The following is a 13,494-nucleotide window of genomic DNA, read 5'->3' on the forward strand; positions in this document are numbered from 1 at the left end:
TGATCGGTCTGTTGCGCCTCAGAGCGCCGCGAGCTGCTTCAGCTGCTCGTCGAGCTTGGCCAGGTCGCGACGCAGCGCCGCCTGCCGTTCCCGTTCCTTCTCGACCACGGCGGCTGGCGCATTATTGACGAAGCTTTCGGTTGCAAGCTTGGTGTCGATGCGAGCGAGGTCCGCACTGAGCTTTTGCTGGTTCTTTTCCAGTCGCGAACGTTCTGCTGCCACGTCGATCAGGCCGGCCATCGGCACCAGGATTTTCAGATTGCCGAGCAGGGCCGTCGCACAGGCCGGTGGCGTTTCTCCGCCCGGCAGCAGACGGATTTCCGTGAGTCGCGCCAGATCGCGCAGATAACGTGCGTGCACATCGAGCAGTTGCTGATCGGCGGTCGTCGCATCCTGCAGCAGCACGGTCAGCCGCTTGCCCGGCGGAATATCCATCTCGCCGCGAATCTGCCGGACCCCGAGTACAAAGTCCTGGATCCACTGCAGTTCCGCTTCCGCTGCTTCATCGACCGGAAACCGCGACGGGTCAGGCCAGCTCTGCAGCATGATCGTTTCGCCGCAGGCCCCCGCAAGCGGCGCCACGCGTTGCCATATTTCCTCGCTGATGAAAGGCATCAGCGGGTGTATGGCGCGCAGCATGCTCTCCAGTATGGTGATCAGCGTACGCCGGGTCTGCGCCTGTTCGGCAGCGGAGGCGCCGCCATCGAGCAGCAGCGGTTTGACGAGCTCCAGGTACCAGTCGCAGTACTCGTTCCAGATGAATTCATATAGCGCACGTGCGGCCAGGTCGAAGCGATAGTCGGCAAAATGGGCGGCAACAGCCTCCACGGTCCGGCTGAAGCGCGACAGTATCCAGCGGTCAGGAAGGCTCAGGGTATTCATGCCGGCGCTGCCCCGCGCGATTTCCCGGTCGGTGACATTCATCAGCACGAAGCGCGCGGCATTCCATATCTTGTTGCAGAAGTTGCGGTAGCCCTCGATGCGGTTCATGTCGAAGCGGATATCGCGACCGGTGCTGGCCAGCGCGGCAAAGGTAAAGCGCAGCGCGTCGGTACCGAAATCAGCGATGCCGTTCGGAAACTGCTTGCGCGTGGCTTTCTCGATCTGCGGCTTCAGCTGTGGCTGCATGAGGCCGGTGGTCCGTTTGGCGATCAGGCTCGGCAGGTCGATGCCGTCGATCAGGTCGAGCGGATCGATGATGTTGCCCTTGGACTTCGACATCTTGTCGCCGTTTTCGTCGCGGATGAGGCCGGTGATGTACACCTCGCGGAACGGCACGTCGCCGGCAAACTTCAGGCCGAACATGATCATGCGCGCGACCCAGAAGAAGATGATGTCGAAGCCAGTGACCAGCACACTGCCGGGATAGAAGGTCTTCAGTGCCGTGGTCTGTTCCGGCCAGCCCAGTGTCGAGAAGGGCCACAGTGCCGAGGAAAACCAGGTGTCGAGCACATCCTCGTCCTGGCGCAGCGTGACGCTGGCAGGGATCCGGTGTTTCTCGCGTACCTCTGTTTCGCTGTGGCCGACAAAGACCTGCCCCTGCTCGTCATACCAGGCGGGTATGCGGTGGCCCCACCAGAGCTGCCGGCTGATGCACCAGTCCTGGATGTTGTGCATCCACTGGTAATAGGTCTTCGTCCAGTTCTCCGGCACAAAGCGGATCCGGCCCTGTTCGACGGCAGCGATGGCCGGTTCGGCGAGCGGCGCGATCTTCACGTACCACTGATCGGTGAGCCAGGGTTCGAGCACGGCATTGCTGCGGTCGCCGCGCGGAACCTGCAGGGTATGGGCGTCGATACGCTCGACCAGTTCCTGCGCCTCCAGCAGTTCCACGACGCGCTTGCGGGCGGCGAAACGATCCACGCCGCGCAGGTCGGCGGGAATCTCGGCAAAGGCCTGCGCCGGGTCATAGCCGGAGCCATGCGCATCGGCACGGCTGAGTATCTTCGCGTCGCGGTCGAAGATGTTGATCAGCGGCAGGGAATGCCGCTTGCCGACCTCGTAATCGTTGAAGTCATGTCCCGGGGTGATCTTGACGCAGCCGGAACCGAACCCGGGATCCACGTAGTCATCGGCGATGACCGGGATCAGGCGGTTCGTCAGTGGCAGACGGATCTGCCTGCCGACCAGATCGCGGTAGCGCGCATCGGCCGGATTGACCGCCACCGCGGTGTCGCCCAGCATGGTCTCGGGACGCGTGGTGGCGACCACGACATGTCCGGAGCCATCGGCAAGCGGATAACGGAAGTGCCACAGCGAGCCTTGCCCCGCTTCAGACTGTACTTCCAGGTCTGAAAGCGCGGTGTGCAGCACGGGATCCCAGTTGACGAGACGCTTGCCGCGATAGATGAGCCCCTCGGCATGCAGCCTGACGAAAACTTCCGTGACCGCCTGCGAAAGTCCCTCGTCCATCGTGAAGCGATCGCGGGACCAGTCCACTGAATTGCCGAGGCGGCGCATCTGCCGCGAAATCGTGCCGCCCGATTCCTGCTTCCACTGCCAGACGCGGGAGAGGAATTCCTCGCGGCCGAGATCCTGGCGGGTCTTGCCTTCGGCATTGAGCTGACGCTCGACGACCATCTGCGTCGCGATGCCGGCGTGATCGGTACCCGGTTGCCAGAGCACGTTGTCGCCACGCATGCGGTGAAAGCGGGTCAGCGCATCCTGCAGCGTGTGCTGGAAGGCATGGCCCATGTGCAGTGTGCCCGTCACATTGGGCGGCGGGATCATGATGCAGTAGGGGGCGCCGCGGCCCGAGGGCGCGAAATAGCCGGCGCTTTCCCACTGCGTGTACCACTTCTGTTCGATGGCCGCCGGCTGGTAGGCCTTGTCCATGGGCGATTCGGAATCCACGCAGCTACTCCGGGGTTTCGTTGTCGAAATGCTCGCGGAGTACCTGGTCGATCAGTTCCGGGAGTTCGTTGCGCAGCCGGCTGACGACTTCGTCGAACAGCACGGCTTCCATTTCCTTGAATGCGCCGTGCAGCAGCTTTTCGACAAGCATGAAACTGCCGGTGGCAATTCTCACCTGCAGTTCGGCGAGTTCACTCTCGCTGAGTGCAGGACGCGTCAGTTCATCAGCAGCGCTGCGTCGTGGTCTGGCGACGATATCGGTCAGTACGGGGATCCTGGTTCTGTCCATGACGATCAGCCGATCTGGTGGGTTTCAGGTTCGAGGCTGTGCTGCCGGTAGAAGCGGTGCCTGTTGCGACCGGCCTCACGGCATTCTGCATTGCCGTCGATGATCTCGGCGATGCGCGCGGAGCGCTGGTAAAAAGCGGGAACCTCGGCGGCAAGGTTGATCAGCAGGTCCACATCCGGCGGTTCGTCAGTGCCACTGCCAATCGTGACCGGCGCGGCCGGCGGCCGTGCCGGATCAAGTCGCTCATGCGGCACAAAGCTGCCCTGGCGAAAGGTCCACAACATCCGGTCCATGGCTTCCGCTTCGCTCCGGTCTGCAGTGTGCAGATGAATCCGCTGGCTCAGCTTGTAGGCTTTCTCGGTCAGTCTGCAGGCATAGTTGAGGCGCGCGACAGGTTCCTGCGCGGCCAGCACATAGAACGATACCCTCAGGCCAGCCTCAGTCACGATGTGCGTTCCTCCGCTCAAACACTTTGCAGCAGATATTCCATGAGCAGTGGTACAGGACGGCCGGTGCCGCCCTTGTTGCTGCCCTGGACCCACGCCGTTCCGGCGATATCCAGATGCGCCCAGCTGGTCTTGCCGACGAAGCGGGACAGGAAGGCAGCTGCGGTGATCGTGCCGGCATCGCGGCCGCCGATGTTCGCCACGTCGGCAAACGGGCTCTTCAGGAGTTCGCCATATTCCTCATCGAGCGGCAGACGCCAGGCGCGGTCACCGGCATTCTGTCCGGCACCGAGCAGCGCGTCGGCCAGTTCATCGGAGTTCGACAGCAGTCCCGAACGCACGCGTCCCAGTGCGATCAGGCAGGCGCCGGTCAGGGTGGCGATATCGATCAGCACCGCCGGTTTGAAACGCTGGGCATAGGTCAGCGCATCGCAGAGAATCAGCCTGCCTTCGGCATCGGTATTGAGGATCTCGACCGTCTGGCCGGACATCGTACGCACGATGTCGCCCGGCCGTGTCGCCGTGCCGCTCGGCATGTTTTCGCAGGCCGGAACGATGCCGACGAGATTGAGCGGCAGCTCCAGTTCGGCTGCGGCCTGCATGACACCCAGTACGCTGGCGCCACCGCACATGTCGTACTTCATCTCATCCATCGCGGCGCCCGGCTTGATCGAGATGCCACCGGAATCAAAGGTTATGCCTTTGCCGACCAGTACCACCGGTTTGGTCTTTGCAGTGGTGCCCCGGTATTGCAGCACGATGAAGCGGGGCGGCAGTTCAGACCCCTGGGTTACAGCCAGCAGCGCACCCATGCGGAGCTTGCGCAGATCAGCCGCGCGCAGCGCGGTTAGACGCAGTTTCCTGCTCGACTTCGCGATGGCCTGCGCGCGCTTCACGAGGTAGTCCGGTGTGCAGATATTGGGCGGCAGGTTGCCAAGATCGCGGGCGAGGGCGACGCCGCCGGCAATCGCCGTGGCGTGCTTCAGGGCGAGGCGGGCCTTGCTCTTGTCGCCCGTCTCGCAGGCCAGCCCCATCGATTTCAGCCGGCTGGTGTCGCGCGGCGGTTTCGACTTCATCGTCGTGAAGCGGTAAGCCGTTTCGTGCCATAGCTCCACCGCGATACGGGCCTTTCGATAGGCGTCAGCATCACTGACCGTTTCAAGGCCAAGGTAGCTGATGGCATCGGCGTATCCACCCTTGCCCAGCGCTGAAAACGCAGCCCGTGCGGCCTTGCGAAAGGCGCGCTGGTCGAGCTTGCCGGCTGTGCCGAGTCCGACCAGCAGGATGCGCTTGCAGGGCAGCTTCCCGGTGTGAGTCAGGAGCAGCGTCTCGCCCGCCTGGCCGCGTATGTCGCGATTATTGACTACGCCGGTGATCATGCCGCCACTGGCCTTGTCGAGCGCCTTTGCCGTGCCCGAGAGAACGCCGTCGGAATAAATGGCCACGATGGCGCAGGCGGTGCGTTGCCGGGTGGCGCCAGGTGTACTGACTGTGAACTTCATGCTGCCCTCTGTGTACCGGCGAATGCCGGCGGTACTCCGGGGTGTCATCGCTGCCAGCTGCGGGCTGACTGACGACAACGGGTGTGCTTGACTCCCGGCAGCCGCTACCACAAGGTAGTTTGATCGCAGGGTTTTGCACCGTCCGGATTGCGCCGTAGTGTACTTGAATCGATATGAGCGTGGCTAAAACACACCGGGCCAGGCCCAGCCTGTTGAATCGTTATCTGCTGCGCGAGGTCGTACTGACCTGGCTCGCGGTGACCGTGGTGCTGATGCTGATCCTCGTCACCAATCAGTTCGCCGCGGTACTCGGCGAGGCGGCCGCGAGCGAGATACCGCGGGATGCGATCGCCCGGGTCATGGGGCTGACGATCGTCCAGTACCTCACCATCCTTTTGCCGCTGAGTTTCTTTCTGGCCATCATGCTGTCGCTTGCGCGGCTGTATCACGACAGCGAGATGTCCGCGATGATGGCCTGTGGCATCGGCCCCGTGCAGCTCTACCGGCCTCTGCTGATGCTCGGCTTGCTGCTGGCGGGCTGTGTCGCGTGGTTGTCCCTGGTGGCATCGCCGGCCGCGGTGCGTGAGGTGCAGGCGCTGGCCGAAATCGCCAGGCGAGACACCGGCCTCGGACTCCTGGAACCGGGGCGCTTCATCAGCTTCGGCGACAGCGGTGCCGTGATGTATGCGGAGTCGCTGACCGGCGATCAGCATCTGCACCAGGTCTTCGTGCAGCGCCGGGTTGGCGACAAGGTGGAAGTCATTCTGGCCGACGAGGCCTGGCAGGTCGTGGCCGATGACGGCAATTATCGTGAAGTGATCTTTGCGCGCGGACGCCGTTATGAAGGCCGGCCCGGCGAGGCCAGATTCCGGATTGTGGAATTTGCCGAGCACGGTATCCCGTTTGTCATCCCCGCGGCACGACGCTCCGTACTCAAGGCCAGTGAGCGGACGACTTCTGCATTGCTGGATTCCGGCGATCCGGTCGACCGGGCGGAGCTGCACTGGCGGCTTGCGCCGGCGCTGACCCTGCTGGTGCTCACCGTGATTGCAGTACCGCTGGCGAAAACCGAACCCCGACGGGGTCGTTTCAGTGGCCTGGCCGCAGCCATTCTGGTCTACGTCAGCTATGCCAATCTGCTTGCCGCCGGGCAAGCCTGGCTGGAGCGGGACAAGTTGCCTGACTTCAGCGGCCTGTGGTGGGTGCATGGCCTGTTTCTCGGCGCTGCGGTGCTGATGCTGCTCGCGCAGGGCGGGAAGTTCCGCAAGTGGCAGCGGCGCTGGTTCCCGGCCGGAGAGCAGGCTTGAACATCGTCGGCCGGTACCTGTTTACGACCATTCTCGGCACGACCGCCATGGTGCTCGCGGTTCTGGGCGGCCTGGGCAGCTTTATCGAGATGGTCGGTCAGCTCGACGATATCGGTGTCGGCGGCTATGGCATGGTGAGCGCCATCGCCTGGGTACTCATGAAGCTGCCGACGGTGCTTGTTCAGCTGCTGCCGATCGCTGTCCTGCTGGGTGCGCTGCTTGGCCTGGGCATGCTGGCCAGCCGCTCTGAACTCATCGTGCTCCGCGCTGCCGGCCTGTCGCCCGGCGAGATTGCCAGGGCTGTGCTGGTCACGGGCCTGGTATTCGCCGTGATCGGCGGATTGCTCGGTGAGTTCGTGGCCCCGCCCCTTGAGCGTTACGCCCGCCAGTACCGCGCCATGGTCAAGTTCGGCCAGACCGGCGCGGGTACCGGTGAGAGCACCTGGATCCGGGATGGCAATATGCTTCTCAACGTACAGCCGCCCACAGACGAGCAGCCGGCAGGCGGTGTTTATGTATTCCGGCTTGCCTCCGCCGGCGCACTGGCCGCGGCCGGCCGCGCCGAAGTACTGCGACAGGCACCGGGCGGGCAATGGCTGCTCGACAATTATGTGGAGAGCGTCTTTACGCCCACAGCAGTCGAGACCACGAGCGCAGGTCAGTCGCTTGCCATCAGTGGTCTGAACCCCGACCTTCTGGGCCTGACGGTAGTGCGCACTACTTCGATGACTGGCAAGGCCCTGTGGCGTTATATCCGCTACCTGAAACGCAATGGTCTGGCGACGCGCGACTATGAGGTTGCTTTCTGGAGTCGGTTTGCGTCGATGGTCGCGGTGCCCTTCATGTGCGTGCTTGCCGTGCCCTTTGTGCTGGGCTCCTTGCGCAGTACGGGTACCGGTGCGCGCATGGTGGTCGGTATCGGCATCGGTCTTGCCTGGTTCCTGACCAGTCGAACCCTGGCGGATGGCGGTGCGGTCTGGGAGCTGAATCCGGTGCTGATCGCATGGCTGCCAACGGTGCTGCTCGCCGTGGTGACCTTGTTGATGCTCAGGCGAACGAGGTAAGGCGGGGCTGATTCAATCCAGTTTGGCCGGCAGCACCACCACCCGCGTTCCGGCCAGGCGGTCGTGCCAGGTCAGCCCATCGCGATCGATCCACAGCCACGCCAGTCCCACCCCGCAGGAAGCAATCGTCAGCAGGCCGCTCGCAAAGCGCAGCAGGCCGGTGCGCAGGTCGATGGCTGCACCCGACCCCTTTTCCAGCCGGATCCGCCACGCCCGCATGCCCAGCGTCTGCCCGCCGCGCAGCCATGAGCTGATGTAAAAAGCGGCGCCGATGACGAACAGCAGCAACTGAAAGGGCAGGGCGCCGGGGCTGATGGCCTCGCCACCACGAAGCGCGATGATGATCAGGGTGACGAGCATCCACACCGCCACGAGCAGCAGCAGGTCATAGAAGCTTGCGGCAAGACGGCGCCAGACGCCGGCTGTCCGGGGCTGGTTGCCATGATCTGATCTGGGAATTGCCACTGACACCGCGTGGAGGTACCGGCCCTGGGAATTGGCGCTCCCTACGAGAATCGAACTCGTGTTTCAGCCTTGAGAGGGCCGCGTCCTAACCGCTAGACGAAGGGAGCTTTGTCGGCTACGCGGCCGAAGCGGGGCTGCTATTATAGGCAGCCCGCCCGCAGTCTCAAGTCGGAGTTTTTTTGAATCAGGCCAGTCTCCCCGTGGATGCTCCGCGCATCATTCCGCGACCGGAACACAATATTTCGCGGGCCAACATCTCGCGGGCCGCCCTGAAAGTTCTGTATCGCCTCAAGGAGGCCGGGTTTCAGGCCTTCATCGTCGGGGGCGGGGTACGTGACCTGCTGCTGAACCGGCAGCCCAAGGACTTCGACATCGCGACCGATGCCAGCCCTGAGCAGGTTCATGCGGTCTTCGGCAACAGCCGCATCATCGGCCGTCGTTTCCGCCTGGTACATGTGCGCTTTCGCGACGAGATCATCGAGGTCGCAACCTTCCGCGGTATCGGCAGCGAAGACGAGGAGAGCGAAGACCGGCAGATCCTCGATGTGACCGGCCGCATCCTCAAGGACAATTCCTACGGTTCGATCGAAGAGGATGCCTGGCGGCGCGATTTCACCGTCAATGCGCTCTACTACAACATCGCTGATTTCTCGATCTGGGATTACGTGAACGGCATGCAGGATATCGCCGAGGGCCGTATCCGGCTGATCGGTGATCCGGTGACGCGCTATCGTGAAGATCCGGTACGCATGATCCGTGCGGTGCGCCTGGCAGCCAAGCTGGACCTCGAAATCCATCCGGATACGGCCGCGCCAATCGCGCAGCTGGCACCCCTGCTGGACAACATGCCACCGGCGCGCCTCTTTGACGAGTTTCTCAAGGTCTTTGCGACCGGGCACGCGCTGGAGAGCTACCGGCGGCTGTGCAGGCATGGATTGCTGGAGCATCTTTTTCCCGCCACTGCGCGCTGGCTGGCGGCCGACACGGACGGCAAACGCCGGCGCTTCATTGAACGGGCGCTGGCCAACACGGATCAACGGATTGCCGAGGGCTTGCCGGTAACGCCGATGTTCCTGTTCGGCGTGTTTCTCTGGGGTCCCGTGCAGGAGCGGGCCGCCGAGCTGTGCAAGTCCGGCGAGATGTCGGAGAACCAGGCCTTGATCGAAGCCGGTATCGAAGTGACCAACGAGCAGATCACGCGCGTCAGTCTGCCCAGGCGTTTTTCGGTGCCGATGCGCGAAATGTTGCAGCTGCAGCCGCGCTTCATGCGACGACAGGGGCGGCGTACCGGAGTGTTGCTTCAGCACCGGCGTTTCCGCGCCGCCTACGACCTGCTGGTGCTGCGCCTTGAGCTCGGTGAAGTCACGCCAGAGCTGGTGGAATGGTGGACGAAGATCCAGGCGATGTCGCCCGAAGAGCAGCAAAAGGAATTCGGCGGGCAGGTCCAGCGGCAGGGACCACGCAGCCGTCGCCGGCGGCGACCGGCTCCATCTGCCTCCTGATGGGACCTGCAGTGCCGGCAGAAACCTGGCTGCCTGCCTATATAGGACTCGGGAGCAATCTCGGTGATCCGCAGGCCCAACTGGAGCGGGCCTTTGCCGAATTGGCGGAATTGCCCTCAAGTCGTCTTGTGGCCCGTTCCCGCCTGTACCGCAGTCCGCCGCTTGGAGGGCTGTCACAGCCCGATTATCTGAACGCGGTGGCTGCGATTCTGACCCGCCTTGAGCCACAGGCACTGCTTGATGCCCTGCATGCGATCGAAGGTGCGCATGGGCGTGACAGGATGAAGGCGAGGCGCTGGGCCGCGCGTACACTCGACCTGGACTTGCTGGTCTACGGCGACCTGAAGCTGAAGTCCGCGCAACTTGAAATTCCTCATCCGGGCATTGCGGCGCGAAATTTTGTATTGTTGCCACTCGTGGAAGTCGCGCCAGGCTTGCGCATACCGGGTCTGGGAGCGCTGGCTGAACTGGCGGCTGCCACCGACCGCTCAGCAGTGGAGCTGGTCGGGTAGTCTGACTGACACTGCTGTTGCGTGCCCTTGATCAACCATAACAACAATATTTCGCCGGCATGGCCAAAACCCGTTATATAGCGATTGAAGGTCCCATCGGCGTCGGCAAGACGAGCCTCGCGCGACGCCTGGCCGCAGCCATGAGCGCCGAGTTGTTGCTCGAAGAACCTGAAACCAATCCCTTTCTGGAACGTTTCTATCGGGAGCCGGACCGGGTGGCGTTGCCGACCCAGCTGTTTTTTCTCTTCCAGCGCGTGCAGCAGATCGAACAGTTGCGGCAGGCGGATATCTTTTCCGACACCAGGATTTCAGATTATCTGATGGACAAGGATCGCCTGTTTGCCGAGATCAACCTCGGACAGAACGAGCTGTCCCTGTACGACAAGGTGGCCGAGTCCCTGGCCTTTTCGCCACCCGTGCCGGATCTCGTGGTCTATCTGCAGGCGCCGGTGGATACCTTGCTGTTCAGAATATCGCGTCGCGGTATCGATGCGGAGCGGCGCATCGGCCGCCGCTACCTGGAGCGCCTTGCCGAGGGCTACGCACGCTTCTTCCACGATTACGCGGCGGCACCACTGTTGATAGTGAATGCAGCTGTCATCGACCCGGTACATAATGACGAACACTTCGAAATGCTGCTGGCGCAGATCGAACGCATCCGCAGTGGCCGGCATTTCTTCAATCCGGTAGTTTCAGCGCTCGCCTGAGTGCGCTTCCTGGAGTACAGATGTACAAGCAGTTACAGCAGCGCGACATGGCAGAAGCGCCGGTCAATGTTTCATCATTGCGGGCGATGAAGGAACGGGGCGAGCCGATCGCCTGCCTGACTGCCTACGATGCCAGCTTCGCGTATCTGGTTGATCACGCTGGTACGGATATCGTGCTGGTAGGTGATTCGCTGGGCATGGTGATCCAGGGACATGACACGACGGTTCCGGTGACCGTGCAGGACATCATCTATCACTCGCGTGCGGTACGGCGTGGTTTGAGCCGTGCGTTCCTGATGGCGGACATGCCGTTCATGAGCTACACGACGCCGGTGCAGGCGCTCGAAAACGCCGTACGGCTCATGCAGGAGGGCGCAGCGATGATGGTGAAGCTCGAGGGTGGCGCCAGTCAGGTGGGTATCGTCGAGCACCTCGCCCAGCACGATATTCCGGTCTGTGCGCATCTCGGGCTGCGTCCGCAGTCGGTACACAAGATCGGTGGCTTCAAGGTCCAGGGTCGGGAGCAGGCACAGGCCGAGCAGATGCTCGAGGATGCCGTTGCCCTCGAGCAGGCCGGTGCAGACATCCTGTTGCTCGAGTGTGTGCCCAATGAACTCGGCCAGGCGGTGCGCCATGCGGTGTCGGTGCCGGTGATCGGTATCGGTGCCGGTCCGGATGTCGACGGGCAGATCCTGGTGCTCTACGACATGCTGGGCATCACGCAGGGTCGCCTGCCGCGCTTTGTTCGGAATTTCATGACCGGCAGCGCCTCGCCGCTGGAAGCCCTGCAGGCCTACGTGCTGGCCATCAAGGACCGGAGCTACCCGGCGCCCGAGCACTGCTTTTCCTGAATCTTCCCCAGCGGAATCTGATCCTTTGAAAACCGTTCGCACGATTCCGCCACTGCGCGAGATGCTGCGTGCCTGGAAGCACGCTGGCGAGACGGTTGCGATTGTTCCCACCCTCGGCAACCTTCATGAAGGACACATCAGTCTTGTGGATCTGGCGCGCAGGCAGGCTGACCGGATCGTCGTCAGTGTTTTTGTCAACCCTACCCAGTTTGGCCCGGGGGAGGATTACCAGTCCTATCCGCGCACGCTCGATCACGATCGCCGTCGCCTCATGCGCGCCGGTGCCGATCTGCTGTTTGCGCCGGCCGTGGAGGCGGTGTATCCGCGGGGTGAGAGTTCGGCGACTGTCGTATCGGTGCCGGGGCTGGCGGACATCCTGTGCGGCAGGTTTCGTCCCGGTCATTTCGATGGTGTGACATCCGTGGTCAGTCGTCTGTTCAATATCGTGCAGCCCGACTTTGCCGTATTCGGCCAGAAGGATTACCAGCAGCTCACCATCATTCGCCGCATGCAGGCCGATCTGCACTTCCCGGTACAGATCATCGCCGGGCCGACCCTGCGTGAGGCGGATGGCCTGGCGCTCAGTTCCCGCAACCAGTATCTCAGTGATGCAGAACGCGGCATTGCGCCAAACCTCTACCGTGCGGTCAGCGAGTGCGGTGATCGTTTGCGGGCGGGTGCGCGCGACTATGCGGCGCTGGAGGCACACGGTATGGCCTCGCTCGTGGCGGCGGGATTCCGACCGGACTATTTTGCGGTTCGCAATGCCGATGATCTCGGCACTGCGCAGGCCATGGACCGCCACCTCGTGGTGCTGGTTGCGGCACATCTCGGGCGTGCGCGTCTGATCGACAACCAGCTGGTCGATCTCTGATCAGTTCTCCGTCGCCGCGGCTCGCGCCTCGTGCTGAGCGAGCGCCCAGGCCACATGCTCGCGCACCAGTTCGAGCGGGTGATCGCGCCGGGCTTGCAGCGCGGCCAGAACCTCTGCGGAGCTCGGCGCATTGCCGAGCGCGACAGCAATATTCCGCAACCAGCCAGGGTAACCGGTTCTTCGCAGCGCGCTGCCTTCGGTGCGACTGCTCCATTCGGCTTCGGTCCAGCTGAACAGCTCAATCAATCCGGCCTTGTCCAGTCCGTGCCGGACCGCGAAGTCGCTTTCCGTGCCCGGCCGGGCAAACTTGTTCCACGGACAGACCAGCTGGCAGTCATCGCAGCCGAAGATCCGGTTGCCCATCGCAGCTCGCAACTCAACCGGAATCGGACCACGCGTTTCGATCGTGAAGTAGCTGATGCAGCGGCGGGCATCCAGCTGATAGGGCGCAATGATCGCCTGCGTCGGACAGATATCGAGGCAAGCCTGACAGCTGCCGCAGTGATTGCTGGCGGGCCTGTCGGTGGCGAGCGGCAGATCCGTATAGATTTCACCGAGCAGGAAACACGAGCCGGCGTTGCGGTTGATCAGGTTGGTGTGTTTGCCGATCCAGCCAAGGCCGGCGGCTTCGGCGAGTGGCTTTTCCATCACCGGTGCACTGTCGGTGAATACACGGTAGCTGTGCGGCTGCACTTCCTCGGTGATGCGGTTCGCGAGCTTTTGCAGTCGCTGGCGCAGCGTCTTGTGATAGTCGCGTCCCAATGCGTAGCGCGCGATATAGCCGCGCTCCGGATCGGCAAGGCTGCGGGCGGCCGCGCTCACATCGGCGTTGAGGTAGTCCATGCGCGCTGAAATTACCCGGCAGGTGCCTGGCCACAGTTCAGCCGGCCGGCTGCGCTTGCTGCCATGTCGGGCCATGTAGGTGAGTTCGCCGTGGAGGCCGGCATCCAGCCATGCGCCGAGCCGGGCTTCTGCCGTGCTGAGGTCGATATGGGTGATACCTATCTGCTGAAAACCGAGCGCGAGGCCCCAGCGCTTGATGTGCAGGGCAAGTTCGGGAGAGTCGGGTAGAAGCTCTGACACGGTATCCGCAGGAAGGCCCGGTGCATCCCGGGGCATCAG

At 63.0% G+C, this 13,494-nt stretch carries 13 protein-coding genes and 1 tRNA gene; 7 read left to right on the top strand and 7 right to left on the bottom strand.

All coding sequences use genetic code 11. The features are described from left to right. Nucleotides 1–18 precede the first annotated feature (18 nt). The 4 genes from H6979_00950 to H6979_00965 are packed head-to-tail and all read right to left on the bottom strand — an operon-like array spanning nucleotide 19 to nucleotide 5,090. Nucleotides 19–2,835 carry a valine--tRNA ligase gene (locus H6979_00950; GenBank protein MCP5138415.1) on the bottom strand — a complete coding sequence of 939 codons (2,817 nt, stop codon included), beginning with the start codon at nucleotides 2,833–2,835 and terminating at the stop codon, nucleotides 19–21. Nucleotides 2,836–2,857: 22 nt separating this feature from the next. After that, on the bottom strand, nucleotides 2,858–3,142 hold the full coding sequence (locus tag H6979_00955; protein MCP5138416.1) for a hypothetical protein: 285 nt from the start codon (nucleotides 3,140–3,142) through the stop codon (nucleotides 2,858–2,860). Nucleotides 3,143–3,147: 5 nt separating this feature from the next. Then, on the bottom strand, nucleotides 3,148–3,588 hold the full coding sequence (locus tag H6979_00960; protein MCP5138417.1) for a DNA polymerase III subunit chi: 441 nt from the start codon (nucleotides 3,586–3,588) through the stop codon (nucleotides 3,148–3,150). 17 nt (nucleotides 3,589–3,605) lie between these two features. Then, the gene (locus H6979_00965; GenBank protein MCP5138418.1) at nucleotides 3,606–5,090 is read right to left on the bottom strand and encodes a leucyl aminopeptidase; all 1,485 of its coding nucleotides are present in this window, start codon (nucleotides 5,088–5,090) and stop codon (nucleotides 3,606–3,608) included. 173 nt (nucleotides 5,091–5,263) lie between these two features. On the opposite strand from H6979_00965, the gene lptF reads away from it, so the two are divergent. Both lptF and lptG read left to right on the top strand, forming a co-directional pair. Then, nucleotides 5,264–6,397, top strand: a complete 1,134-nt coding sequence (gene lptF / locus H6979_00970) for an LPS export ABC transporter permease LptF (protein ID MCP5138419.1) — start codon at nucleotides 5,264–5,266, stop codon at nucleotides 6,395–6,397. Further along, nucleotides 6,394–7,461: an LPS export ABC transporter permease LptG gene (gene lptG / locus H6979_00975; GenBank protein ID MCP5138420.1), complete on the top strand. Its 1,068-nt coding sequence runs from the start codon at nucleotides 6,394–6,396 to the stop codon at nucleotides 7,459–7,461. Before lptF ends, lptG begins: the two co-directional genes overlap by 4 nt. A 12-nt stretch (nucleotides 7,462–7,473) precedes the next feature. On the opposite strand, the gene H6979_00980 is transcribed toward lptG, so the two are convergent. Then, nucleotides 7,474–7,920, bottom strand: coding sequence for an RDD family protein (locus H6979_00980; GenBank protein ID MCP5138421.1), 447 nt, complete (start codon nucleotides 7,918–7,920; stop codon nucleotides 7,474–7,476). 38 nt (nucleotides 7,921–7,958) lie between these two features. Then, nucleotides 7,959–8,033 (bottom strand) — tRNA-Glu (locus H6979_00985). 72 nt (nucleotides 8,034–8,105) lie between these two features. On the opposite strand from H6979_00985, the gene pcnB reads away from it, so the two are divergent. The 5 genes from pcnB to H6979_01010 are packed head-to-tail and all read left to right on the top strand — an operon-like array spanning nucleotide 8,106 to nucleotide 12,372. Then, nucleotides 8,106–9,428 carry a polynucleotide adenylyltransferase PcnB gene (gene pcnB, locus H6979_00990; GenBank protein MCP5138422.1) on the top strand — a complete coding sequence of 441 codons (1,323 nt, stop codon included), beginning with the start codon at nucleotides 8,106–8,108 and terminating at the stop codon, nucleotides 9,426–9,428. Then, nucleotides 9,428–9,940, top strand: coding sequence for a 2-amino-4-hydroxy-6-hydroxymethyldihydropteridine diphosphokinase (gene folK / locus H6979_00995; protein ID MCP5138423.1), 513 nt, complete (start codon nucleotides 9,428–9,430; stop codon nucleotides 9,938–9,940). Before pcnB ends, folK begins: the two co-directional genes overlap by 1 nt. Before the next feature lie 59 nt (nucleotides 9,941–9,999). Next, on the top strand, nucleotides 10,000–10,647 hold the full coding sequence (locus tag H6979_01000; GenBank protein ID MCP5138424.1) for a deoxynucleoside kinase: 648 nt from the start codon (nucleotides 10,000–10,002) through the stop codon (nucleotides 10,645–10,647). A 47-nt stretch (nucleotides 10,648–10,694) separates the two neighbouring features. Continuing rightward, a complete protein-coding gene (panB, locus tag H6979_01005; GenBank protein ID MCP5138425.1) occupies nucleotides 10,695–11,498 on the top strand; it encodes a 3-methyl-2-oxobutanoate hydroxymethyltransferase in 804 nt (267 codons plus the stop codon). A 25-nt stretch (nucleotides 11,499–11,523) separates the two neighbouring features. After that, complete coding sequence (locus H6979_01010; protein MCP5138426.1) at nucleotides 11,524–12,372, top strand: pantoate--beta-alanine ligase; 849 nt, start codon at nucleotides 11,524–11,526, stop codon at nucleotides 12,370–12,372. Here the strand turns inward: H6979_01010 and queG are convergent, their stop codons facing one another. After that, a complete protein-coding gene (queG, locus tag H6979_01015) occupies nucleotides 12,373–13,491 on the bottom strand; it encodes a tRNA epoxyqueuosine(34) reductase QueG (protein ID MCP5138427.1) in 1,119 nt (372 codons plus the stop codon). Nucleotides 13,492–13,494 lie beyond the last annotated feature (3 nt).

It is taken from the genome of Chromatiales bacterium (assembly GCA_024234935.1).
Taxonomy (GTDB): Bacteria; Pseudomonadota; Gammaproteobacteria; order Steroidobacterales.